The organism is Flavihumibacter petaseus NBRC 106054, from assembly GCF_000974785.1.
Classification (GTDB): domain Bacteria; phylum Bacteroidota; class Bacteroidia; order Chitinophagales; family Chitinophagaceae; genus Flavihumibacter; species Flavihumibacter petaseus.
The window spans coordinates 186,125-207,457 of the sequence record NZ_BBWV01000004.1; the positions used below are offsets into that span (position 1 = coordinate 186,125).

A 21,333-nucleotide genomic window follows, 5' to 3' on the forward strand; every position below is an offset into this window, starting at 1 on the left:
TTAACTTTATGCATGACCAGTTTTGGTCAGGTTAACTTTACGCTATGATCCAACGTATACAAACTGTATGGCTGGCACTGGCTGCTGTTTGCGGCTTCCTGATGGCCCGGGTTCCCTTGTTCAGCGCAACCCTGGCAGATAAATCGATCCGGTCTTACCTGGCTTCTGAGAGCCTGTTAAGCTTCGCCCTCATTATCGGAGTCGCCTGCCTGGCTACTGTTGCAATATTTCTCTATAAAAAACGGCCCACACAATACAATATGGCCATCATTGGCGCCCTGCTGTCGATAGTGGTGATCGGCCTCCAGGTTTATGCCGTGGAAGGGTTCAAGAAATCAGTTCCCCTGATGCAAGGCACCTATAAATGGGGCGGACTGCTTCCAATTGCCATGGTGATCTTCCTGTTCCTGGCTGCGCGTGGCATCAGGAAGGATGAGAAGCTGATCAAATCGCTGGACAGGCTGAGGTAGTTTAGTTGTTGAAGAGTTTACCCACCTACGCTAAAGCTTCTGTGGGCGAAGGAAGTGTGGCTGTTTCACCCCCTGGGTTATAGATACCCGGGGCCTTGTAGGTAATCACATCGATTAACTGAGCAAAACCTCACGAAAGCTCTGTTTTGACTAATGGGCTCCTCTGAAACTATTCACGAAAGCCTGTTTTACCGGAATGATACCGGATTGAAGCTGGAATGGTCCTGCAATGGCATTGCAATAGGTATGCGAAATCCGCGGTTGCGTCCACCTGGCATCCCCTTACCAATGAGTTACCATCGAGTTACCTTTGAGGTGGCATGCAGGTCTGATTGGCCCCGGATCATCTTCTATGGGTGGAAACAGGAACCAGCCTTTCCGACCATTGCAAGGGAGCGGGTAACTCCTGCCGGCTGAATTCGAGGTGTATGACCCTTCTTCCCTTTTCATTACTGGTGCGGAATGTACCGTGGGCCAACAGAGGTTTCATCAGCATCACACCACCCGAACTAACCCTGCAGGTAACTGTTTCCGACTGCTGAACCTGATTGCAATCCCGCCTGATCCCGGATAAATGGCTCCCCGGAACAACGTGAAGGGCGCCGTTCTGTTCATCTGTTTCATCCAGGTGTATGCGCACCGTAATATTATCTTCCAGCAAAGCAACCGGCGGCTGCACTGCGTATTGGTCCTGCTTGACGGTCCACGGGCCAAAACCGGTTGCTTCGGCCTTTTCAGCAACGGAGATGGTCAGGTCCTGGTGAAAGGCGACGAACCAGTTGGAAGCAGGCGGTTTGTCGAAGTAGATTGACTTCACCAGGAAATATCCTTTGCCGGCCCGGTCCCCGATCAACCGTTTCAATGCAGGGGTAAAAATCAAAGGGATGGCTGCAGGAATTTCCTTCAGCAATTGCCGGACGGCAAATAATGCAGTTGAACGCCGAAAGGTGGGACGGGAAGATTCCTGCTTTTTCAACAGATTACCAATAGCGGCAATTTCAGCTGGCGCATAAATACCATTTACAATTTCAAACCCATCCCTTGAAATTTCAGCTTGCATACAACAATTCAATTGTCGTTGGTTTCCCTGGAGACGCCATACCGGATACCTGCGTCTGCAAAAAATTGTTTGATCAGCGCCCATTTCTGATTGCAATCCTCTCCTAAGGTCATCCCATCATGACTACCCCTGAACCTCCTGCATTCAAAACAGATCTCCAGAAAGGCGATCACCTGCCTGTCTTCTCCCAGGAACAGGATGGCATTTCTGGGATTATAGCACATTTGGACAGACCCGATCGTGTTAACACCTTTCGGTACCGTGTAGCCTCCCCTGAATCCGTAATTAACAAGCAGGTCAGACAGCCGTTCAATCTGCCGCAGGGTCAGTGTTTTAATTTCTGAAAGCTTTGCATAGCAAACGGTGTCTTTTTGCCGCGGAAGACTATCCCTGTATTCGCTACCATCTTCTTTAACACCCGTATGCGGAAAGGAAACCAGTTGAATACTGGTCGCATTATTGAAAGGGAATCGCTTCATCCGTGAAGCAAAGGATAGCGATGGCTTTTTGACACAATCCTGGCTTTTATTGATAAGCGCCTGTTCCTTCGCAGTTGGTTCCCGACCGGAAGGTTGGCCGGCAACAAAGTAAGGGACTGTCGCCAGCAGAAATAATCCAATGATATTTTTCATAGAAACAGGTTATATCGATTAAATCAACAACCAAACAACCAAACTACCAAACTACTAAACTCCCAGACTCTTCCCCGTCACACTTCCCTTCGCCTTCACTATACCCGCTGGCACACCCGCATACACCAGGCTTCCACCGCCATCGCCGGCCTCGGGCCCCAGGTCTATCAGCCAGTCTGCGCACCGGATCACATCCGTATTGTGCTCAATCACCAGGATGGTATGCCCCTGGGCGATCAGTGCATTAAAGGAGGTCAGTAATTTCTTGATGTCGTTAAAATGGAGGCCGGTGGTGGGCTCGTCAAATATGAACAGGATATGCCCCTGCGCACGGCCTTTGCCCAGAAAGGAAGCCAGTTTAACCCGCTGCGCCTCTCCGCCTGATAATGTATCAGAGGATTGTCCCAGTTTCACATATCCCAACCCCACATCACTGAGTGCGCGGATCTTATTGACAACATCCTTCTCGTCGGCAAAAAACTCAATAGCGTCATCAACACTCATTTCCAGTATATCGTAAATGCTTTTCTCGCGGTAGGTCACTTCCAGCACCTCTTCCTTGAATCGCTTGCCGCCGCATACTTCGCAGGTCAGGTGGACGTCTGCCAGGAACTGCATTTCCACAACCTGTTCGCCTTCTCCCTTACAGGCGTCGCAACGCCCGCCATCCACATTAAAGGAAAAATGTTTGGGTTGAAAACCGCGCATTTTACTCAGCGGCTGAGACGCGAAAAGATCACGGATCTCATCGTACGCTTTGATATAGGTTACCGGGTTACTCCGGGAAGATTTGCCGATCGGGTTCTGATCCACCAGTTCAATCTGGGTAATAAAATCGATGTCTCCCTCCACCGAACGATGCAATCCTACCTTTTCCGAACTCACTCCCTTGATTTTTTGAAGGGCGGGATACAGGATCTGCTTGACAAGGGTTGTCTTGCCACTGCCGCTTACGCCGCTGACCACCGTGAAAATGCCGAGGGGAAATTCAACATCAATATCTTTCAGGTTATGCTGCCGCGCACCCTTTACTGTAACGGACCGTTTCCAGGGTCTTGGTTTGGCGGGCGGATCGATGGTCAGCTTACCGGAAAGATATTTCCCGGTCAGGCTGTTCTTGTTGGCGATCAGCTGATCATAGTTTCCCGCTGCAACCACTTCCCCGCCGAGATGGCTGGCCAGTGGCCCCATGTCAATGATATAATCCGCCTCGCGCATCATCATTTCATCGTGCTCCACCACTACAACGGTGTTGCCCAGGTCACGAAGGTGCTTCAGCACTTTGATGAGGCGGCTGGTGTCGCGGGCATGCAATCCGATTGAAGGTTCATCGAGGATATAAAGCGAATTGGTGAGATTGCTTCCCAGGCTGCGGGTCAGCTGAATACGCTGGCTCTCGCCGCCGCTGAGGCTATTGGCCAGTCTTGACAAAGTAAGGTAACCTAGCCCCACATCCATGAGCGTACTGATGCGTGTTTCCACCTCCTGGAGGATCCTCTTGGCAACAGTACGGTCGTAATCGGAAAGTTCCAGTTCACTGAACCAGGTCTGGAGGTCGCGGACGGGCATTTCACAAAGCTCACCGATATGTTTCCCGCCGACTTTTACATAGAGCGCTTCTTTCCTCAGGCGGTAGCCGTGGCAATCCGGACAGATAGTCCGGCCACGGTAACGTGCCAGTAATACCCTGTACTGCACCTTGTAGAGATTCTGCTCCACTTCCTTAAAAAAAGCATGAATGCCGAGCGCTGCTCCTGCGCCATCCCAAAGCTGGCGGTATTGTTCTTTGGTGAGGTCGATGATGGCCTTATGGATCGGGAAACCGTTGGCTTTGGCAGCTTTGATAAACTGTTCTTTCCACCAGCCAAGCTTCTCACCTTTCCAGGGAGCGATTGCTCCTTCGTAAACGCTTAACCGGCGATCAGGGATCACCAGGTCTTCGTCTATTCCAAGCACCTGGGAGAATCCTTCGCAGGTAGGGCAGGCACCGAACGGATTATTAAAAGAAAAAAGATTGGGAACCGGTTCTTCAAATACCAGTCCGTCAAGTTCGAAACGATTGCTGAAAGGCAACCATTGCTGCTCGTTGACCAGCAGCTGAATCTCGCCTTCACCTTCATAAAATGCGGTACCGACAGAGTCGGCAATCCGGTGAAGGTCATCTTCTTCAAAATCTTTCGCTACGAGGCGGTCGATCAGCAGGTAGGCCTGCTTTCCTTTTGCCGGTTTCCAGTAGTCACCCTGCGCCATCTGTTGAAGAATATCATCAATGGAAAGTACGCCGCCCTCATACAAGCGGCTGAATCCTTTCTGCAGGAGAATACTCAGCTCTTCTTCAACCGAACGGTTCTGGTGCTGACGGAATGGAACGAGAATATGGATCTTGTCTCCTTTGGGAAGATTGCGGATCACATTCACCACATCCGTGACGTCATCTTTTTTCACCACGCGGCCAGATACCGGTGAGATCGTCTTTCCTGTTCTCGCGTATAATAACCTGAGGTAATCGTAGATTTCCGTCATACTCCCCACGGTCGAACGAGGTGTTCGGGTGATCACTTTTTGCTCGATAGCGATCGCGGGGCATAAACCGTGTATATAATCCACATCGGGTTTGTCCATCCGCGTAAGGAACTGTCGGGCATACGCGCTTAGGCTTTCGGCATAACGCCGTTGTCCTTCTGCAAATAAGGTATCAATTGTTAAAGAAGACTTGCCGGAACCTGAAACTCCCGTCACCACTACGAGTTTGTTGCGGGGAATACTTACATCAACGTTCTTGAGATTATGCACCCTTGCACCCTTGATAAAAATGTCCTGAACCCTGTGCGGTGCGGTAGAAATCGAATTGCTCATACTAGTATTACAAAAGTATGAAGGGCGGGTTCAAAAAAAATTTTGGGGAAATATTGTTTATTAGAAAAATATATTATCTTGGTAGTCATAAGCGTCCTAAACGAAAAACCAAAAACTCACGCCTATAGTAATACTACTACTCTTCCCATCGTCTTTTCCCTAATCCAGTATACCAATATCCATTTTTAAAATTCAAAAAACCGTAGAAGTTTATGAAATCACTCTGCATTAAAACCGACAATGAACTCATCCATCTATTTATGGATGGTGACATGAATGCCCTCGAAACTTTGATCCTTCGTCACAAGGACAAACTCTACACTTCCATCCTTTTCCTTGTCAAAGACAAATACCTTGCCGAAGACATCTTTCAGGATGTTTTAATTAAAATAATTGATACCCTCAGGGGTGGACGTTATACAGAGGAAGGCAAATTCCTTCCCTGGGCAATGCGTATCGCACATAATCTTTGCGTGGATCATTTCCGTAAAGTAAAGCGTACACCTGCCATCAAAACCAGCGATGAAAGAGACATCTTCGAGGTGATCAATTTCACCGAAGAAGGTGCTGATGTAAAGATGATGAAAAGACAAAGCCATGACCGCGTTCGCAAGATGCTCGACCTGCTGCCGGAAGACCAGCGCGAGGTGATCATCCTCCGTCATTATGCAGAACTGAGCTTTAAAGAAATCGCTGCGCTGACCAATTGCAGTATCAATACAGCACTGGGTCGGATGCGTTATGGCCTGATCAACCTGCGTAAAATGATGTCAGAAAAAAATATTGCACTTTAACATACAAATTGTCAAGCCACACTGTACTTTTACACTACGAACCGAGCATAACATTACAAGTAAGATAATGTCATTCTGCTCCTCCCTCTGACAACTATGATTCGCTTGCCCGTCGGAAGGCTGTTGCAGAATGACGCCAAATTGAAAAAACCCCGCGATGCGGGGTTTTTTTCTTGCTTCAATCATGCTAAAAAATTGCTTTATCCTTGCTTTAACCTTGCTTTAAACCGGCTTTATCCCTATAAGAACCTTGCTTCCAAAGCAAGGTTAAAGCAACTATGAAGGAGTTTTAAAGCCTGGTTAAGGACCCGCCGGAACTACCGGTTAGCTGTTTTCTTCCCCAGGCCGCAACGCAGCCATTCAGCATAAGCTTTTGCATCGGGCATATAACCCACAGGCTGGTTCAACAGTTTCTCGTCAGGAGAAACGATGGCATATAACGGTTGAGAAGCATTACGGAAGTTCTCCGTCTGGAAATTCAGGTACCGGTCTCCGACAGTTTTGATTTCCACTGGCTTACCTGCTTTATTGGTATACAGGAACTGCTGGGCATCCGGTAATGCCTTACGGTCATCAACATATAAAGACACCAGTACAAAATCTCTTTCGATCAGTTCCTTTACTTCGGGTTGCGTCCACACATTCTCCTCCATTTTGCGGCAGTTCACACAGGCCCAGCCGGTAAAATCCACCAGGATCGGTTTGCCGGTCTGGCGGGACAATTCCAGGGCTTTTTCATAGTCGTTAACCACATGTGACGATTCCTTTGCATATACGCTGTAGGTCAGCGGTGGCGGAAAGCCGCTCACCAGCGCCCGGTTGGCATAAGGTGTATTGGTCAGCCCGGGAACGAGGTATAGGCCGAACAGCAGGAATGCAGTGGCCAGCGCCAGCCTTCCTTTACTCAGTTTGGGCGGCGGCGGATCGTGCCTGAACTTCAGTATTCCGAACAGGTAGAGGCTGGTTGCCAGGGCGATCAGGATCCACAAGCCAAAAAACACTTCCCGTTTCAGCAGTCCCCAGTGTTTTACCAGGTCTGCATTGGAAAGAAACTTGATCATCAGGGCAAGTTCCACAAAGGCAAAAACGATCTTAACGGTATTCATCCAGCTGCCGGAACGCGGCAGGCGGGAAAGCCACTGCGGGAACAAAGCGAACAGGCCAAAGGGAAGCCCCAGGGCAATACCAAATCCCGACATGGCAACTGTCAGCTGCATCGCTCCGCCGTCACGGTTAAGCGCTCCCACCAGAAGGGTACCCAGGATGGGTCCCGTGCAGGAAAACGATACAATGGCCAGCGTCAGTGCCATAAAAAAGATCCCGCCGGTGGTTCGCATGTTCGACTTCTCATCCACTTTATTCGTCATGCTGCTCGGTAGTGCGATTTCAAACAGTCCGAAAAACGACAGCGCGAACACAAAGAAGACTGCCGCGAAAAAGAGGTTGAGCCAGGCGTTGGTGGAAATATTGTTCAGGATGCCCTCATTGCCGGCATCCAGGAAATAAAAAGGCACACTGAGCAGCACATAGATCAGGAAAATAAAGAAGCCATAGAGAAAGGCATTGCGGATCCCCTGTTGCCTGCTCTGTGCCCGCTTGGTGAAAAAGCTCACGGTGAGCGGGATCATCGGAAAGGTACAGGGCATGATCAGACCGATCAGTCCGCCCAGGAATCCCAGGGCAAAAATTGACCAGATACTTTTGTGTTCTGCTTTTTCGCCACCGGTTCCGCCACAGTCTGACACAGGATTGTCCATATCAATAGCGGGGCGGTGGATGGAAGCGGCAGCGGCCTGATCGCCGGAAAGTGTAGTGGCCATAGTGGTCAGTTCCCCTTTGTCATTCAGGGAAAATCTGAAAGGAACGGGTTCCGGTCCGACTATTTCATCTCCGCGAAGCGCCATAAACCAGACATTGCCTGAAACATTCTGTCCGGGCTTCAGGCCGCTCACCGGAATTTCCCACTGAACGGACTGCTCAAAAAAGCGAAGCCTGGCATTATCGAAGAGCGGTTCCGGCTTCTCCTGGAGGTTGCCGGATTCAGTTGTCTTTCCAGACTGACCGCTGAAAGAAGAGTCCAGTATTATGCGCGTATTGGGCTGGTCGTCTGGCGCGGTAACAGAATATACTTTCCAGCCCTGCCGGATAGCGGCATTCAATTCGATCACCCAGCCTTCTGCTGCCTGGCGGGATTTTCCTGTCAGTTGTATTACCGGTAAACTATCCTGCGCAAAACCAATGACCGTGAAGGCCATGGCAAGTAGCGCCATCCCAATTTTTTTCAGCATGGATTAACCCCCGATGGGGACCTTGAAGTTAACTGTAGAAGGTGGCAGGCATTCGCGGTCATTGCAAACAATAAATTCCACTTTACCTGCAAGGTTGGTTTTGGCTTTACCCTTAATTTTTACCACCTGTGTGAAAGCGACCTTCTGCTCGTAGTAGCGCACTTCTGATTTGAAAACCTCTTCGTATTTCTTGATCTGCTTTCCGGATTCCTTCACCTTGCCGTTCAGACTGATCAGTGGGTTTTTGGTGAATTCAAAACTCGTGGGCAGTGGTCCGTCGCCCGCTTCCTGGGCATAGATGTGATAATTTCCGCCTACCTCTGCCAGCATCTGTACTTCATAGGTATCAGCGGCAATTTTTTTGGCAGTGAAAGACCATTTCACCTGCTTTTCACTTTGGGCAAATACTGCCAGTACGGCCACCATCAGGGAAAGGGTGGTAAGTAGCTTTTTCATTTCCCAAATTTGGGTGAAATTCTTCTAATGTTATGGTAAAAATGACCCCTAAACCGCCAGTTACATCAGCAGGGTTTTTAATATGACGCGCCCGTCAAGGTTTCCCAGTGCTTCGGAGCACGCTCTTTCGGGGTGGGGCATCATCCCAAATACGTTGCCTTCCCGATTGCGGATACCTGCAATGTTCCGGATAGCACCGTTGGGATTGGATTCGGGTGTAATCGCTCCTTTCTCATCGCAATAGCGGTAGATCACCTGGCTGTTCTTTTCCAGTTCATCCAGTACTTTATCTTCTGCAAAAAAACGTCCCTCACCATGGGCAATAGGCACTTTCAGGGCCTTATCGCTGCCGAGGCCGCTAAGGTGAATATTCTTGCAGATAAATTGCTGGTTGGCATTGCGGAGCAGCACCCCCGGCAGGAGGTGGGATTCGCAAAGGATCTGAAATCCATTGCAGACGCCGAGAACCTTGCCGCCGCGACCTGCGAAATCGATCACACTCTGCATCATGGGGCTGAAACGGGCAATTGCGCCACAGCGGAGGTAGTCGCCATAGGAGAAGCCTCCGGGCAGAATGATACAGTCACTGGTCGCAAAGGCACTGAGGTCCTTGTCCTTGTGCCAAAGCATCACCACTTCCTGGTTAAGATCCTGGGCGAGAGCGTCCTGCATGTCGCGGTCACAATTTGAGCCGGGGAATACAACTACACCGAATTTCATGAGCGGGGGTTGAAAAATTTAGCGCAAAGGTCCATCAAAAACTCAAGATTAAAAAGTGAAAATGGCCCTTGCCGGCCGGAGGGGCATTACCCGAAATAGTTCGCTGCTATGGCGAAAGCAAAAATCACCCAGTGCAGCACCAGGGGGAAAGTCCTTTTCTGGGGATAATAGTAGGTTGCCGCATGAAAGCTGGTAAGCGGGATACTGCTCAGGAACCAGTGCTGGTAATTGTCGCCGGGATTCACCAGTATGATCAGCAAGCCGACCAGGAGCACCACCAGCACCAGGCTCCAGCATTTCCGTACCTGGATCAGCATTTTATTCAGGTTATCCTGCACAAACCAGCCACCAATCAGGAAGGGCACCACCAGCAACAGGATCCCGAACGTGATCCATAACGATGCCGGGAGCCGGGGAAGGTGAAAACTGACCTTGGGAACCAGGTCATAGGGCCGGAGGTTATTGGCAAGGTATAAGATGATGAACAGGAAATAGTAGGGTGCCAGAAATCCTACGGCTGCCACGACCCACTCCCCTACCCGTAACGGCCGGGTGATGATAATGGCCAGAATAAGCAGCACGATATAGGCCACGCAGGGACTGTAGAACAGGGGCAGCACACCCAGCAGCAGGCAGGTATTGAAAATGGCAGAAAGCGGCCTTGGACTGTTGTACCAGGTGGTGATGCCGTAAAAGATCCAGATCAGCAGGAAATTCACGATCAGGGTGCTGGAAAACTGGTTCCATTCCGGCAACAATGAGCTGACCAGCAGGAACGACATACCGACCAGGAAATTCGGTTTGGGAAACAGCTTGATGGAATTTGCCACACGGTTCAGCAGGTTGGCCTGCAGGTATAATAAAAGAAAGGCCAGGAGTCCGTAGACAAACCCCGATTCGCCGGCAAATGGCCGCAATCCATCCAGGATCAGCTTGTACAGGTAGTTGTCCTCCAGCTGCCGCAGCGGCGCCGGCCGGTGCAGAAACAAGGGAAATTTCAGGATCAGGCCGTAGATGAGCAAAATCATCGCGTTACCCGGATTCTTTTGCCGGAATATTCCTACCACATCAATCGGTTTAAAAGTCCACCTTGGCGAAGCACAGGTAATTCCTGTACAGGCAGGGAATGATCAATTGCCTGGCACTTACCTGTTTCGCAAATCGTGGCATGAAATCGTACCCCTTGTCAAGGTTTTTGTATGTCGGATAACGTGTGAGCTTTCCCGTTGCATCCAGGCTCTGGTCGGTCAGCACGAATGTCCTTCTTTCGAATGTATTAAAAAGAAAGTGCACTTCAGTACCTGTATTCATATTTCCGTAAGAAATCAGGTTATCGGATTCGTCATCAAACTGGCTTTTGGTGATCACGTTGCTCCAGTCAAGTTTGTTGTCTTTGTCAAAAGTGAGCACCAGTACATTGTCGGCAAAATAACGGGTCTGGGCAGGTGAATTCCAGCCATAACGGCTCCACGGCATTGACCAGGGGCTGCTGTAGGGGGACCAGTAGTTGTAGCTCATCGGGCTCATCCAGGGGTTGCCATAGCCCATGTAATCCCAGCGACTGAAATTGTTGTAGCGGGAAGTCGTATACAGGGCTTCGCTTACCACGGCATAACCTCCATTTTTCCGGATATAGATGCTTTTGATGAAGAAGTCATTGAAGGCGGTCTTTTTGTTGGCATCATTTCCTTTCGCCAGTACCCGCACTTCATCGGTGAACAGAATGGCGGTATCCAGGATTTTTTCATTCATCGTCTTATCCCAGGTTACCACATACAGGCCCTCCATATTGCCCCTTTTCTGGCGGGAAAAGAAGGAGGCCAGGAAGACCTTGTTATTGTTATTGTCCACCTTCAGCACGATATTGTCCAGAATCTGTTTGCCGATATTCACCTTGCGTTCGCTGAAATTCAGAGAATCCGGGTACTTGATCAGCATATTGACACCGGTGATCGCTTCTGAATTCGAGCCGGCTTTCTGAAACTTGGCCACCACCAGTTCGCCTGCATTGCTTAACTGAAAATCGGTAAAGAATTCATTCTTTTCGTCCATCTGCACTTCCGCGCGGCTGCGGCCCAGCAGTTCGACCTGGCTGTTATACAGGAAAGAGGATACGACAAACCTGCGGGGATCACTGCTGTTTACCTTGAAGAGCATGATCTTCTGCTTGTCATCGCTGTTCACGATAGTGTAGATCTTGTTGTTGGAAGAGTAATTCACTTCCGTGGTATCGAGGGTAAGGGGGGTGCTGTCAATTTTGGCACCTGCACCAATCGTAACCTGGTCACAATACACTACCCTCTTTTTCTGGTACTGGTAAAAAAACACTATACGATCCGGGTACGTGATATAGTCGAGGCTGATCAGCTTTTCGGGAACGAAATCAAGCGTTACCGTCTTTTTCAGCTTCATTTCGTTGTCGTATACCCCGACGGTATGATCGCTGCGATTATTTTTATATATGAAAATTTCCTGGCCAAGTTTACCCAGGATCTCGAAATTGGTACGACGGGTGTCTTCTTTTTCCGGTTCGGTATACACTACACCGGGAGTCTGACCAAAAGAACCGGAGAAAGCAAGCAACAGGAGGCTGAATAACACAAGCCTTATTTTCATGAGTTCGACTTTTGTTAAAGGTAGATCGGTATTCGCATACATAAGATACAGACAATTTTATTTTTAACTATACCTTTGCTTCCGGACGTTGCAAGCCGTCCGAACTTAATAATCCTATTGTGGGTAAACATTTGAATAAAGCCACGCTGGCAGGGTTGGTTGTGGCTTTGGGTATTATTTATGGTGATATCGGTACGTCCCCCCTATATGTACTGAATGCGATCATCAAAGACAGGGAAATAACGGAAAATCTGATCCTTGGAGGACTATCCTGCATCATCTGGACACTGACCTTGCAGACAACCGTCAAATACGTCATCCTTACTTTACAGGCAGATAACCGCGGAGAGGGTGGAATTTTCTCCCTGTACGCGCTGGTTCGCCGGCAGAAAAAATGGCTCGTGATCCCCGCCATGATCGGTGGCGCCGCACTGCTCGCCGACGGAATGATCACGCCACCCATTACAGTAACCTCTGCTATTGAAGGTCTCCGGCAGATCCCAAAACTGCACGATATCACGCAGGCTAATGTCATGTACATAGTTCTGGGCATCATTTCGGTGCTCTTTTTTGTACAGCAGTTCGGCACTGCCAATATCGGCAAACTGTTCGGGCCGATCATGGTGGTCTGGTTCGCCATGCTGGGTTTCCTGGGCAGCATGCACCTCAGTGATGACCTGGGAATTTTCAAGGCATTTAGTCCGCATTATGCCGTTGAGCTCCTCACCACTTACCCCAAGGGTTTCTGGATCCTGGGCGCTGTGTTTCTCTGTACGACCGGGGCCGAAGCACTTTATTCCGACCTGGGACATTGCGGAAAGGAAAATATCCGGGTGAGCTGGATCTTCGTAAAAAGCTGCCTGATCCTCAACTACCTTGGTCAGGGCGCCTGGCTGCTCCGCAATTACGATGGAAAGATCTTTGATACTGCTAATGCCAACCCTTTCTATGGACTGATGCCACAGTGGTTCATCCTACCCGGTATCGTCATTGCCACTGCTGCAGCGATCATTGCCAGCCAGGCCCTTATTTCAGGTTCCTTTACCCTGATCAGCGAAGCAATGCGCCTGAACCTGTGGCCGCGACTGAAGATCAACTATCCAACGGAAGCCAAGGGTCAACTCTATATACCAGGCATCAACCTCATCCTGTTCCTGGGATGTATCGGTGTGGTCCTTTATTTTAAAAAGTCTTCCAACATGGAAGCTGCTTACGGACTGGCCATTACCCTGTGTATGATCGCTACGTCCATTCTGTTTGCTAATTTCCTGGTCAGCAAACGGGTCAATCCTTTGCTCATTTACCTGTACCTCGCTGTCTATTTCAGCATTGAGTTCAGTTTCCTGTTCGCCAACCTCGAAAAATTCGAACATGGCGGTTATGTCACCCTTGTTATGGCGGGTGGCCTGTTTACGGTAATGTATGTGTGGTTCCGCAGCCGCAAGATCAAGAACCGCTACGTCGAGTTCGTGCGGCTGGAACACTATGTTCCGATGATCCAGGAACTGAGCAACGATAAATCCGTTCCGAAGCACGCGACACACCTCGTGTACATGACCAGCGCCAACAATCCCAAGGAGATCGAGCATAAGATCATCTATTCGATCCTCAATAAAAAACCGAAACGGGCCGACATCTACTGGTTCGTACACGTCGACACGCTGGATGATCCGTACACCTGCGAATATGTGGTAGATCACATCATCCCCAATGACATTATCCGGGTGGAATTCAGGCTTGGCTTCCGCATGGAACCCAAGATCAACCTGCTGTTCCGTAAAGTAGTGGAAGAGCTGGTGAACAATAAGGAGGTCAATATCTACAGCCGTTATGAATCACTGGAAAGAAACAATGTGGTGGGCGACTTCCAGTTCATCGTAATGGAAAAATACCTGAGCCAGGACAATGAACTACCGTTGTTCGAGCGGATGATCATGAAGGTATATTTCTGGCTTAAGGATATCAGCCTGTCGGAAGAACGCGGATTCGGACTTGACCCCTCCAATGTGGTGGTGGAAAAATTCCCGCTCATCGTCGCTCCGGTTACCAGTGTCCGTTTAAGACGGGTGTACCACAATGAGGAAGATATCTTATGATCCGTCAGATCGACCATAATGCATTAAGTGACCTGCAGGCGGCTGACCCCTCCCTGAAACTGATCGATGTCAGGGAGGATTTTGAACATGAAGCCTTTAATATCGGCGGTGACAATATTCCGTTGAATGAGATCCTGCAGGCAGGTAAGGACTTTCCAAAGGATACGCCCGTGGTGCTTTATTGCCGCAAGGGAATCAGGAGTGCGATAGCGATCCAGCGCCTTCACGACCGGTATGGTTTCACCAATCTGCTGAATCTCGAAGGCGGCCTCGATAAAAAGCCCTGAATTTATTGTAGATTAGAAAGATGTCACTGCTTTGGTATTTCCTTGGTGGCGTTGCCGTCTTAAGTCTGCTGGGTTATTTTCTGCAGGAAAAATTCATCTTCAAGCCGGAAGTGCTGCATTCAAGCTTCCGCTTCAGGTATGATATTCCCTTCCGCGAACTCAATTTCGACATCAGTAAGGGGGTACGCATCAATGGCCTTCATTTTTACCGGGATCAGCCTCTGGGACTGGTGCTTTACCTGCATGGCAATACGAGGAGTATTAAAGGGTGGGCGAAATATGCAAGAGATTTTTACCGATACAATTATGATGTGGTACTGATCGATTACCGGGGTTTCGGCAAGAGCACGGGGAAACGGACGGAAGAGTCGCTGCTGGCAGACATCCAGTTTGTGTATGACAGGCTTCGTGCGCAGTACCCGGAACAACACCTGATACTTTATGGCCGCAGCATCGGCAGCGGGTTTGCTGCCAAGATTGCCTCGGACAACCGGCCCCGTTACCTGATCCTCGACGCTCCCTATTACAGTTTCACCCAGGTGGTACGCCGTTTCCTGCCTATCCTGCCTGTCGGGCTCGTGCTGCGGTATCACCTGCGAACCGATAAGTGGATCCGGAGAGTGAATTGCCATACTTATATTCTTCACGGAACACGCGACTGGCTGATTCCGGTTCGTCATAGCCAGGCGTTGCAGGCCATCAATCCTTCCAAGATTACCCTGATAAAAATTGAAGGTGGCGGCCACAACAACCTTCCCACTTTTCCCGAATACCACAATTTTATCCGGGACATCCTCAAATACTGATTGATTTACATGCCGAGCGCGCGCAGGAACGCTTCTTTGTAACTGCTTCCGATAGGGAGTTCAAATTTGCCGGCATACACCACGTTGCCTTCCACCTGCCGGATAAATGCCTTATTCACAAGGAACGACCGATGAATGCGGACGAAACGTTCCGCCGGCAACATTGCTTCCAGTGCAGAGAAGGTCATGGCAGGCATCAGCACCTGGCCGGACTCCACCAGCCGGGTATAGTTGCCATTCGCTTCGGCATAGATCAGACAGGAGAGATCAATGCGGAAAATCTTCCCATCCGTACGGAGGAACAGTTCTTTTTCCTCATCTTTTTGTTGTGTTTTGTCTATTGATGTTCCGGTTTGGCGGCAGGCGGACACAGCCTTATCGATCGCCACCAGGAACCTTTCCAGTGAAAACGGTTTAAGCAGATAATCGACTGCTTCGAGCTCAAATGCGGCTACTGCATGCTCCTTATAGGCGGTCGTAAAAATAATTTCAGGTGGCTGCCGGAGTGACCTCAGAAAGGACAATCCATCCAGCACCGGCATATTAATATCGAGGAGGAGAATATCTACCTTTTCTTTTAATATAAAATTCCGGGCTTCGATTGCATTGGCACAACTACCCGCAAGCCTCACTTGCGGATGATGCTGCAGGTAACCGGCGACAATATCACGGGCGATGGGTTCATCTTCCACGATCAGGCAACTCAATAATTGCTCCATAGTTATTTGATAGCAAGTGTCAGGTGAACCGTGTAATGTCCTTCGCCTTTTTCAACCTGCAGGTCATACTCACCCGGATATAACATATCCAGTCGTTTCTGCACATTGGCAAGTCCGAATCCGCTGTGCCGGGTTACCACGTTTTCACCTTCCGGAAAGTTCCTACACGAATTCTTTATGAAAAAAAGAATTTTCTTCCCCCATGTGGTCAATTCCATTTCAATATCAACCTGCGGATCATTCGTGTTGCGGGAATGCTTGAAAGCATTCTCCACGAATACGATCAGCAACATTGGTGCAATGAGGATATGGTCATCGCCGGTTGCAGGTAATCTTGCGTCCAGCCGGAGCCTGTCTCCCAGCCTGATCTTCTCAAAAGCGATATAATTTTCGAGGTAAGCCATTTCATCTCTCAACGGCACAAAAGTGGCCGCAGCATCATACACGCCATACCGCAGGAGCTCGGCCAGTTTCAGCAACAATTGCGGCAGCTTGTCCGGCTGGTTGAGGGAAAGGCCATACAGGTTATTCAGGGTATTGAAAAGGAAATGCGGACTCAGTTGTGACTGCAGTGCCTGGAGCTCCGTACGGCTTTGCATGGCATCCATTTCCGCCGAGCGGATCTTGTTTTCTGCGACCAACCGGATCAGCCGGACCAGCATCCCGGTAACCATCCCGGCCAGCACCAGCGGCAACCACAAAAGGAACACATTCAGGGCAGGCCTTTGCGTCAGGGGAAAATCCGCATGAAAAAAGATCCAGCAGACGGATGCGATCAGCAAACCGGAAAGCGCAACCATCCAGGCTGCCGGAAGCTCTTTGAGGGTCGGCCCCCACAACTGCACTACATACCGGCCGGCAAAAACAGCCAGCAGTACACAAGCGGTTGCAGCGGCTGCTACCAACTCATCCTCGTCAACATGCATGGCTTTAAGTAAGGTTTCCAGCACCACAAACAATGGTATCGCCAGCAACAGGGCCATGTAGATGTACAGCTGCCGGCCAAAGAAAGACGACCTGTTCAGATCAGTATTTTTTTCCATAGTTAGCTAATGTGGGTAATTCCCGTCAACTAAAATCTGAAAACGGACCGATTTCCGGTTCAGCTGACGAAAAGCTGATTCGTCCTGACGAAAGGGTTTGTCAGTCGGTATGTCAGGTCTGTCAGCCCATTGCCGGATTGAACATATTCATTTTTTCTGAGGCAGCATGCGGTGAACTTTTGAATAAAAAAATGAAAGTACTGATTAACCTTATCCTGTTGCACCTGCTGGCCCTGCTGGCTCACGCACAGCAGTCCGGTTCCCCGGCAGGAATACTCAAAGGCCGGGTGACCGATGACAATCATCAGCCCCTGCCTTTTGCTTCGCTGTCTTTACTGGACAGCGCTTTGCAGAAACAGGTGATGCAGCAAACTACTGATTCCTCCGGTGCATTTCTTTTTACCCTTTCAAAGCCGGGATGGTATTGTGTATCCGCCAGCTTTGGTGGAAAAAAGACGGGTCGCAGTGAATGGATCAGCATCGACTCACTACATCATTCAGTTATGTTGCCGGCGCTGGTATTGAAGGATAGCTCCGCTGCCCTGCAGGAAGTTTCCGTAACTGCCAGGCGTCCGTTGTTGCAGTACCAGGTAGACAAGACCATCGTGAATGTAGAATCGATGGTGGGTGTTGCCGGTACAACATCTTACGACCTCCTGGAAAAAACGCCGGGCGTTGGCATTACCGCTGGCGGAGAGATCAGCCTGCAGGGCAAACAGGGTGTTACGATCATGATTGATGGCAGAACCATTTATCTCGCAGCAGCGGAACTGACTGCATACCTCAAATCACTCCCGGCCGCCCTGGTGGACAAGATTGAACTGATTGAAAATCCTTCCGCCCGCTATGATGCTGCAGGGAATGCGATTATCAATATCCGGCTCAAACGGAATCGTGCCGGCGGATTTACCGGCAATGTAACAATGGGACTTTCGCAGGGCCAATACGCCCGGAACAGCAATGCGCTCAACCTGAATTACAGGCGCGGAAAAACAAATGTATTCGGCAGTTTTTCCCTGTACCAGGAACAAGTTTATTCCCTTGACGAATATTACCGGGAATATTACAACGGAAATGACACGACCACCAGTTCCCTTCAGTTGAATAACTGGCAAAAATCAAAATTACTTTCGGGCAATGTGCAGCTGGGGATGGATTTCAGGCCCTCCGAAAAAACCACCTGGGGATGGCAGGCAGGGTGGCAGCCACAACAACGAAAAGGATGGCTTGAATCAGAGAATACATATTTTCTGACTGGCGATACACCGGATGCCGGTGGCAGCGGACAGGTACAAAGTAATGAAACCCGGAACCAGTATTCACTGAATGCCAACTGGCAGCACACCAGCGCCAACAAGGCAGAATGGTCGGCCGATGTCAATTATGTACGGTATAAAGCTAATGGTTCGCAATTACTGGAAAACCAGAACTGGTACAGCGGCAATACGCCGGTCGATTCGTCAGATTTTACTTATAATATGCCGGGCACCATCAGCATCCTGACGGTGAGGGCTGATTACAGCCATTCATTGGGCAAGCGTGGCAAGTGGGAAACCGGATTAAAATCCGGCTGGGTCAGCAACGATCAGCAGACCATCACCGATTTCCATCAAAACTCCAACCATTACCGCTACAATGAACAGGTGCAGGCGGTGTACGGCAACCTGCAGCAACAATGGAACCGGCTTGCCTTGCAGGCGGGACTCCGGCTGGAATACACCAGTTCGGCCGGGGAACAGAAGGGGAACGACCAGGTGAGCGGCAGCAATTTCAATCAACAATACCTGAATGCATTTCCATCAGTTACCGTATCGTGGAAACTGGATTCGGCCGGCAGGAATTCCCTGTCGGGTGTAGTCACCCGGAGAATCTCAAGACCCAATTATCTATCCCTTAATCCATTCCTGTATTACCGCGATCAGTATTCCCGGTCAGGCGGCAACCCCCTGCTGACACCGCAATTCCAGCAAAGGTTTGAACTGCGTTTTGTACACCACCAGTGGCTCCGGCTATCAGCCAGCTATAATCGCTATAAGGATGTTATTTTCCAGTTGACTTCAAATGAAAATGAGATTTTCATCACAAGGCCGGAGAACATTGCTGAAGGGTTCATGTTACTATTTGCTGTTAACGTCCAGAAGCAAATTAATCACTGGTGGTCGGTGAACTGCGATGTTTATTTGAACCGCCTTGGCGTTAACGGACAGGCCGATGGCTTACCCCTCCAACCACAGGCCACAATACTTCGGGTATCGCTGAACAATCAATTCAATTTCAAAAAGGGATGGGCAGGTAATATGGGCGGCTATTTTGCCAACAAAGACCTCAATGGACAGTCTTTCACAGGCCCCCGATACCGGCTTCAGGCTGCCGTTCAGAAAAAAATACTACGGGAACGCGGAACATTGGGGCTGGCCGTGGAAGACATCGCACACAGCTGGAAACAGCGCAACAGGTCAATGTCCATGAAACAATCTGCCTTCACGCAGTACAACGAGACTGACACACAAAGGATCGGTCTGAGTTTCTCCTGGCGGTTCGGTAAGGAAGAGCAGACCAGGAAACGGAAATACCAGTCTTCAGCTGCCGATGAAGAGAAGAGCCGTGCAGATTAACCAGAGATCATTAGATGATGCCACTCCTGTATACAGAAGGTGGACTGCGCCCCTCTTTTTTTTATCTTTCCGGTTAATCTCATGGAGATGACAATGGAGGATAACAAGACCTGGTCTGAGTGGAGTATTATCGGGGGCGGCATCGCTGGTCTCACCGCCGCAATCGCACTGGAACGTGCCGGCATTACCGCCACACTGTTTGAGGCGGCGGATAGCTGGAAAGAAGTGGGCGCGGGAATTGCGCTGGCACCAAATGCAATGGCCGCACTGGCCCGGCTTGGTGTTGAAGCCGAAGTGATCACCGCAGGAAATCCATTACAAAGCTTCAGCATTCTGGATGAAGGCGGGCGATGTATCACGAAAACTGATCTCCGGCGCCTGCACCAGCAGTTTGGACATGAAAATCTTACTATTCATCGTGCAGACCTGCAGGGGATCCTGTTGAACAATATCGTGGAAACAACACTCATCATGGGAAAACGTGCGATTGCACTATCTTCTACCGGTGAGGAGCAGGCGCTGACGTTTGCCGATGGCACCCGCCACCTTACCCGGTACCTGATCGTAGCAGACGGCATCCACTCCCCCATCCGCCAGCAACTCATTCCAGGATCTGTACCGCGATATGCCGGTTATACCTGCTGGCGCGGAATAGCAGACAATACACAACTACAATGCAAAGACACATCGGAGACCTGGGCTCCCGGTGGTCGCTTCGGCATCGTACCATTAAAGCAGAACAGGACATATTGGTTTGCCTGTGTGAATGGCCCGAAAGCAGATCCATTTTTCAGATCCTGCCAGCTGGAAGACCTTCACCGCATTTTCCGCAATTATCACGCTCCGGTACGGGAACTTCTGTTACGCACGCCTCCGGAGAATCTGGTTTGGGGCGATATTATGGATCTTGCACCATTGGACCGCTTTGCATTCGGGAACATCGTGCTCATCGGTGATGCCGCACACGCAACAACGCCCAATATGGGTCAGGGCGCCTGTATGGCCATTGAAGACGGCGAATTGCTGGGTGCCCTGCTCAGCGAGCGCATACCTTCTGATGCATTTATCCTGTTCGAAGACAAAAGGCTGAAGCGCACCCGCAATGTCGTGACACAATCGCGCCGGATTGGCAGAATGGCACAATGCAACAGACCGTTTCTTGTCCGTTCACGCAATACCCTGATGCGACTGTTGCCGGCACGAATGAATGAAATTCAGCTGAAACGCGCCTATGGCGAGATCCGATGAAATCGCTATTGGAACATATCAGTCGTTTTGTTGCCCTGGACAATTATGAAACGGATAAGCTGTCCCATTTCGGCAAACTGCTTTTACTAAAGAAAAAAGATTTTCTGTGGAAAGAGGGACAGATTTGCCGCGCCCAATATTTTGTGATCAAAGGTTGTTTGCGACTCTATTACCTGAACGAGAAAGGCCAGGAACAGATCACCCAGTTTGCCATTGAAAACTGGTGGATTGCTGATATCAGGAGTCTCGACATGCGGCAGCCCTCAGTATTTCACCTGCAGGCCGTGGAGAACAGCGAAGTGCTGAGCCTCGACATCGACAGCATGAATCAATTGCTCGAAGCGGTACCACGACTCGAAAAATACTTCCGGCTTGTTCAGCAACGAGCATATGGCGCAACGCAGCAGCGGCTTCGTTTTCTGCATTCGCTCAGCAAAGAAGAACAATACAGGCAATTCATTCAGGCCTTTCCTGGTTTTACAGAAAGGATACCACAATATATGCTCGCCTCCTACCTTGGGTTTACTCCTGAATACCTCAGTGAACTGAGAAAAAAACACGCTGCTTCCATTTCTTAAACCAGTTGAAGATTTCCCTGTATTGAATGATCCAGATTTGCAATACAAA

18 protein-coding genes are annotated in these 21,333 nt (G+C 49.7%); 8 read left to right on the top strand and 10 right to left on the bottom strand.

All coding sequences use genetic code 11. From position 1 onward, the window contains the following. The first annotated feature begins 44 nt into the window (after nucleotides 1-44). Complete coding sequence (locus FPE01S_RS25170; RefSeq protein ID WP_052956055.1) at nucleotides 45-470, top strand: DUF4293 domain-containing protein; 426 nt, start codon at nucleotides 45-47, stop codon at nucleotides 468-470. A 343-nt stretch (nucleotides 471-813) separates the two neighbouring features. On the opposite strand, the gene FPE01S_RS20210 is transcribed toward FPE01S_RS25170, so the two are convergent. Genes FPE01S_RS20210 through uvrA form a run of 3 tightly spaced genes read right to left on the bottom strand, consistent with a single transcriptional unit; the run spans nucleotide 814 to nucleotide 5,018 of the window. Beyond that, nucleotides 814-1,530, bottom strand: a complete 717-nt coding sequence (locus tag FPE01S_RS20210; protein WP_046370905.1) for a phytanoyl-CoA dioxygenase family protein — start codon at nucleotides 1,528-1,530, stop codon at nucleotides 814-816. 8 nt (nucleotides 1,531-1,538) lie between these two features. Beyond that, nucleotides 1,539-2,162 (bottom strand): hypothetical protein, encoded by a 624-nt coding sequence (locus FPE01S_RS20215; protein ID WP_046370906.1) that lies wholly within the window; start codon nucleotides 2,160-2,162, stop codon nucleotides 1,539-1,541. A gap of 54 nt (nucleotides 2,163-2,216) precedes the next feature. Then, nucleotides 2,217-5,018, bottom strand: coding sequence for an excinuclease ABC subunit UvrA (uvrA, locus tag FPE01S_RS20220; RefSeq protein WP_046370907.1), 2,802 nt, complete (start codon nucleotides 5,016-5,018; stop codon nucleotides 2,217-2,219). A gap of 212 nt (nucleotides 5,019-5,230) precedes the next feature. Here uvrA and FPE01S_RS20225 point away from each other — a divergent pair, with 212 nt between their 5' ends. After that, nucleotides 5,231-5,812: an RNA polymerase sigma factor gene (locus FPE01S_RS20225; protein ID WP_046370908.1), complete on the top strand. Its 582-nt coding sequence runs from the start codon at nucleotides 5,231-5,233 to the stop codon at nucleotides 5,810-5,812. Between the two features lie 317 nt (nucleotides 5,813-6,129). Here FPE01S_RS20225 and FPE01S_RS20235 read toward each other — a convergent pair whose 3' ends face one another. The 5 genes from FPE01S_RS20235 to FPE01S_RS20255 all read right to left on the bottom strand — a co-directional run bounded on the left by FPE01S_RS20235 (nucleotide 6,130) and on the right by FPE01S_RS20255 (nucleotide 11,892). Beyond that, nucleotides 6,130-8,100: a protein-disulfide reductase DsbD family protein gene (locus FPE01S_RS20235; RefSeq protein WP_052956056.1), complete on the bottom strand. Its 1,971-nt coding sequence runs from the start codon at nucleotides 8,098-8,100 to the stop codon at nucleotides 6,130-6,132. Between the two features lie 3 nt (nucleotides 8,101-8,103). Then, a complete protein-coding gene (locus tag FPE01S_RS20240; RefSeq protein ID WP_046370910.1) occupies nucleotides 8,104-8,556 on the bottom strand; it encodes a protein-disulfide reductase DsbD domain-containing protein in 453 nt (150 codons plus the stop codon). 60 nt (nucleotides 8,557-8,616) lie between these two features. Further along, nucleotides 8,617-9,276 carry a phosphoribosylformylglycinamidine synthase subunit PurQ gene (purQ, locus tag FPE01S_RS20245; RefSeq protein WP_046370911.1) on the bottom strand — a complete coding sequence of 220 codons (660 nt, stop codon included), beginning with the start codon at nucleotides 9,274-9,276 and terminating at the stop codon, nucleotides 8,617-8,619. Nucleotides 9,277-9,362: 86 nt separating this feature from the next. Beyond that, the gene (locus FPE01S_RS20250; RefSeq protein ID WP_157474114.1) at nucleotides 9,363-10,343 is read right to left on the bottom strand and encodes a hypothetical protein; all 981 of its coding nucleotides are present in this window, start codon (nucleotides 10,341-10,343) and stop codon (nucleotides 9,363-9,365) included. 10 nt (nucleotides 10,344-10,353) lie between these two features. Then, nucleotides 10,354-11,892, bottom strand: a complete 1,539-nt coding sequence (locus FPE01S_RS20255) for a hypothetical protein (RefSeq protein ID WP_046370913.1) — start codon at nucleotides 11,890-11,892, stop codon at nucleotides 10,354-10,356. Between the two features lie 119 nt (nucleotides 11,893-12,011). Between FPE01S_RS20255 and FPE01S_RS20260 the strand changes: the two genes are divergently transcribed. From FPE01S_RS20260 to FPE01S_RS20270, 3 genes are read left to right on the top strand one after another with little or no spacing between them, the layout of a single operon-like run. Further along, nucleotides 12,012-13,988, top strand: coding sequence for a KUP/HAK/KT family potassium transporter (locus FPE01S_RS20260; RefSeq protein ID WP_046370914.1), 1,977 nt, complete (start codon nucleotides 12,012-12,014; stop codon nucleotides 13,986-13,988). Continuing rightward, on the top strand, nucleotides 13,985-14,275 hold the full coding sequence (locus FPE01S_RS20265) for a rhodanese-like domain-containing protein (protein WP_046370915.1): 291 nt from the start codon (nucleotides 13,985-13,987) through the stop codon (nucleotides 14,273-14,275). The genes FPE01S_RS20260 and FPE01S_RS20265 overlap by 4 nt, the downstream gene beginning before the upstream one ends. A gap of 20 nt (nucleotides 14,276-14,295) precedes the next feature. Next, on the top strand, nucleotides 14,296-15,081 hold the full coding sequence (locus FPE01S_RS20270) for an alpha/beta hydrolase (RefSeq protein WP_046370916.1): 786 nt from the start codon (nucleotides 14,296-14,298) through the stop codon (nucleotides 15,079-15,081). Nucleotides 15,082-15,086: 5 nt separating this feature from the next. Here FPE01S_RS20270 and FPE01S_RS20275 read toward each other — a convergent pair whose 3' ends face one another. Together FPE01S_RS20275 and FPE01S_RS25175 are read right to left on the bottom strand one after the other, a co-directional pair. Beyond that, nucleotides 15,087-15,800, bottom strand: a complete 714-nt coding sequence (locus tag FPE01S_RS20275; protein ID WP_046370917.1) for a LytR/AlgR family response regulator transcription factor — start codon at nucleotides 15,798-15,800, stop codon at nucleotides 15,087-15,089. A gap of 2 nt (nucleotides 15,801-15,802) precedes the next feature. Next, nucleotides 15,803-16,843 (bottom strand): sensor histidine kinase, encoded by a 1,041-nt coding sequence (locus tag FPE01S_RS25175; RefSeq protein WP_052956057.1) that lies wholly within the window; start codon nucleotides 16,841-16,843, stop codon nucleotides 15,803-15,805. A 191-nt stretch (nucleotides 16,844-17,034) separates the two neighbouring features. Between FPE01S_RS25175 and FPE01S_RS20285 the strand changes: the two genes are divergently transcribed. The 3 genes from FPE01S_RS20285 to FPE01S_RS20295 all read left to right on the top strand — a co-directional run bounded on the left by FPE01S_RS20285 (nucleotide 17,035) and on the right by FPE01S_RS20295 (nucleotide 21,284). Then, a complete protein-coding gene (locus tag FPE01S_RS20285) occupies nucleotides 17,035-19,458 on the top strand; it encodes an outer membrane beta-barrel protein (RefSeq protein ID WP_157474115.1) in 2,424 nt (807 codons plus the stop codon). 87 nt (nucleotides 19,459-19,545) lie between these two features. Next, nucleotides 19,546-20,706, top strand: coding sequence for an FAD-dependent monooxygenase (locus tag FPE01S_RS20290; protein ID WP_217998251.1), 1,161 nt, complete (start codon nucleotides 19,546-19,548; stop codon nucleotides 20,704-20,706). Further along, entirely contained in the window at nucleotides 20,703-21,284 is a 582-nt protein-coding gene (locus FPE01S_RS20295) for a Crp/Fnr family transcriptional regulator (RefSeq protein WP_046370920.1), read from the top strand. Before FPE01S_RS20290 ends, FPE01S_RS20295 begins: the two co-directional genes overlap by 4 nt. Nucleotides 21,285-21,333: the final 49 nt, after the last annotated feature.

Excerpts from the sequence above, each read along its gene's own strand:
- FPE01S_RS25170 (WP_052956055.1), top strand. The coding sequence starts at position 45 with ATGATCCAACGTATACAAACTGTATGGCTGGCACTGGCTGCTGTTTGC.
- FPE01S_RS20210 (WP_046370905.1), bottom strand. The coding sequence starts at position 1,530 with ATGCAAGCTGAAATTTCAAGGGATGGGTTTGAAATTGTAAATGGTATT.
- FPE01S_RS20215 (WP_046370906.1), bottom strand. The coding sequence starts at position 2,162 with ATGAAAAATATCATTGGATTATTTCTGCTGGCGACAGTCCCTTACTTT.
- uvrA (WP_046370907.1), bottom strand. The coding sequence starts at position 5,018 with ATGAGCAATTCGATTTCTACCGCACCGCACAGGGTTCAGGACATTTTT.
- FPE01S_RS20225 (WP_046370908.1), top strand. The coding sequence starts at position 5,231 with ATGAAATCACTCTGCATTAAAACCGACAATGAACTCATCCATCTATTT.
- FPE01S_RS20235 (WP_052956056.1), bottom strand. The coding sequence starts at position 8,100 with ATGCTGAAAAAAATTGGGATGGCGCTACTTGCCATGGCCTTCACGGTC.
- FPE01S_RS20240 (WP_046370910.1), bottom strand. The coding sequence starts at position 8,556 with ATGAAAAAGCTACTTACCACCCTTTCCCTGATGGTGGCCGTACTGGCA.
- purQ (WP_046370911.1), bottom strand. The coding sequence starts at position 9,276 with ATGAAATTCGGTGTAGTTGTATTCCCCGGCTCAAATTGTGACCGCGAC.
- FPE01S_RS20255 (WP_046370913.1), bottom strand. The coding sequence starts at position 11,892 with ATGAAAATAAGGCTTGTGTTATTCAGCCTCCTGTTGCTTGCTTTCTCC.
- FPE01S_RS20265 (WP_046370915.1), top strand. The coding sequence starts at position 13,985 with ATGATCCGTCAGATCGACCATAATGCATTAAGTGACCTGCAGGCGGCT.
- FPE01S_RS20270 (WP_046370916.1), top strand. The coding sequence starts at position 14,296 with ATGTCACTGCTTTGGTATTTCCTTGGTGGCGTTGCCGTCTTAAGTCTG.
- FPE01S_RS20275 (WP_046370917.1), bottom strand. The coding sequence starts at position 15,800 with ATGGAGCAATTATTGAGTTGCCTGATCGTGGAAGATGAACCCATCGCC.
- FPE01S_RS25175 (WP_052956057.1), bottom strand. The coding sequence starts at position 16,843 with ATGGAAAAAAATACTGATCTGAACAGGTCGTCTTTCTTTGGCCGGCAG.
- FPE01S_RS20285 (WP_157474115.1), top strand. The coding sequence starts at position 17,035 with ATGAAAGTACTGATTAACCTTATCCTGTTGCACCTGCTGGCCCTGCTG.
- FPE01S_RS20290 (WP_217998251.1), top strand. The coding sequence starts at position 19,546 with ATGACAATGGAGGATAACAAGACCTGGTCTGAGTGGAGTATTATCGGG.
- FPE01S_RS20295 (WP_046370920.1), top strand. The coding sequence starts at position 20,703 with ATGAAATCGCTATTGGAACATATCAGTCGTTTTGTTGCCCTGGACAAT.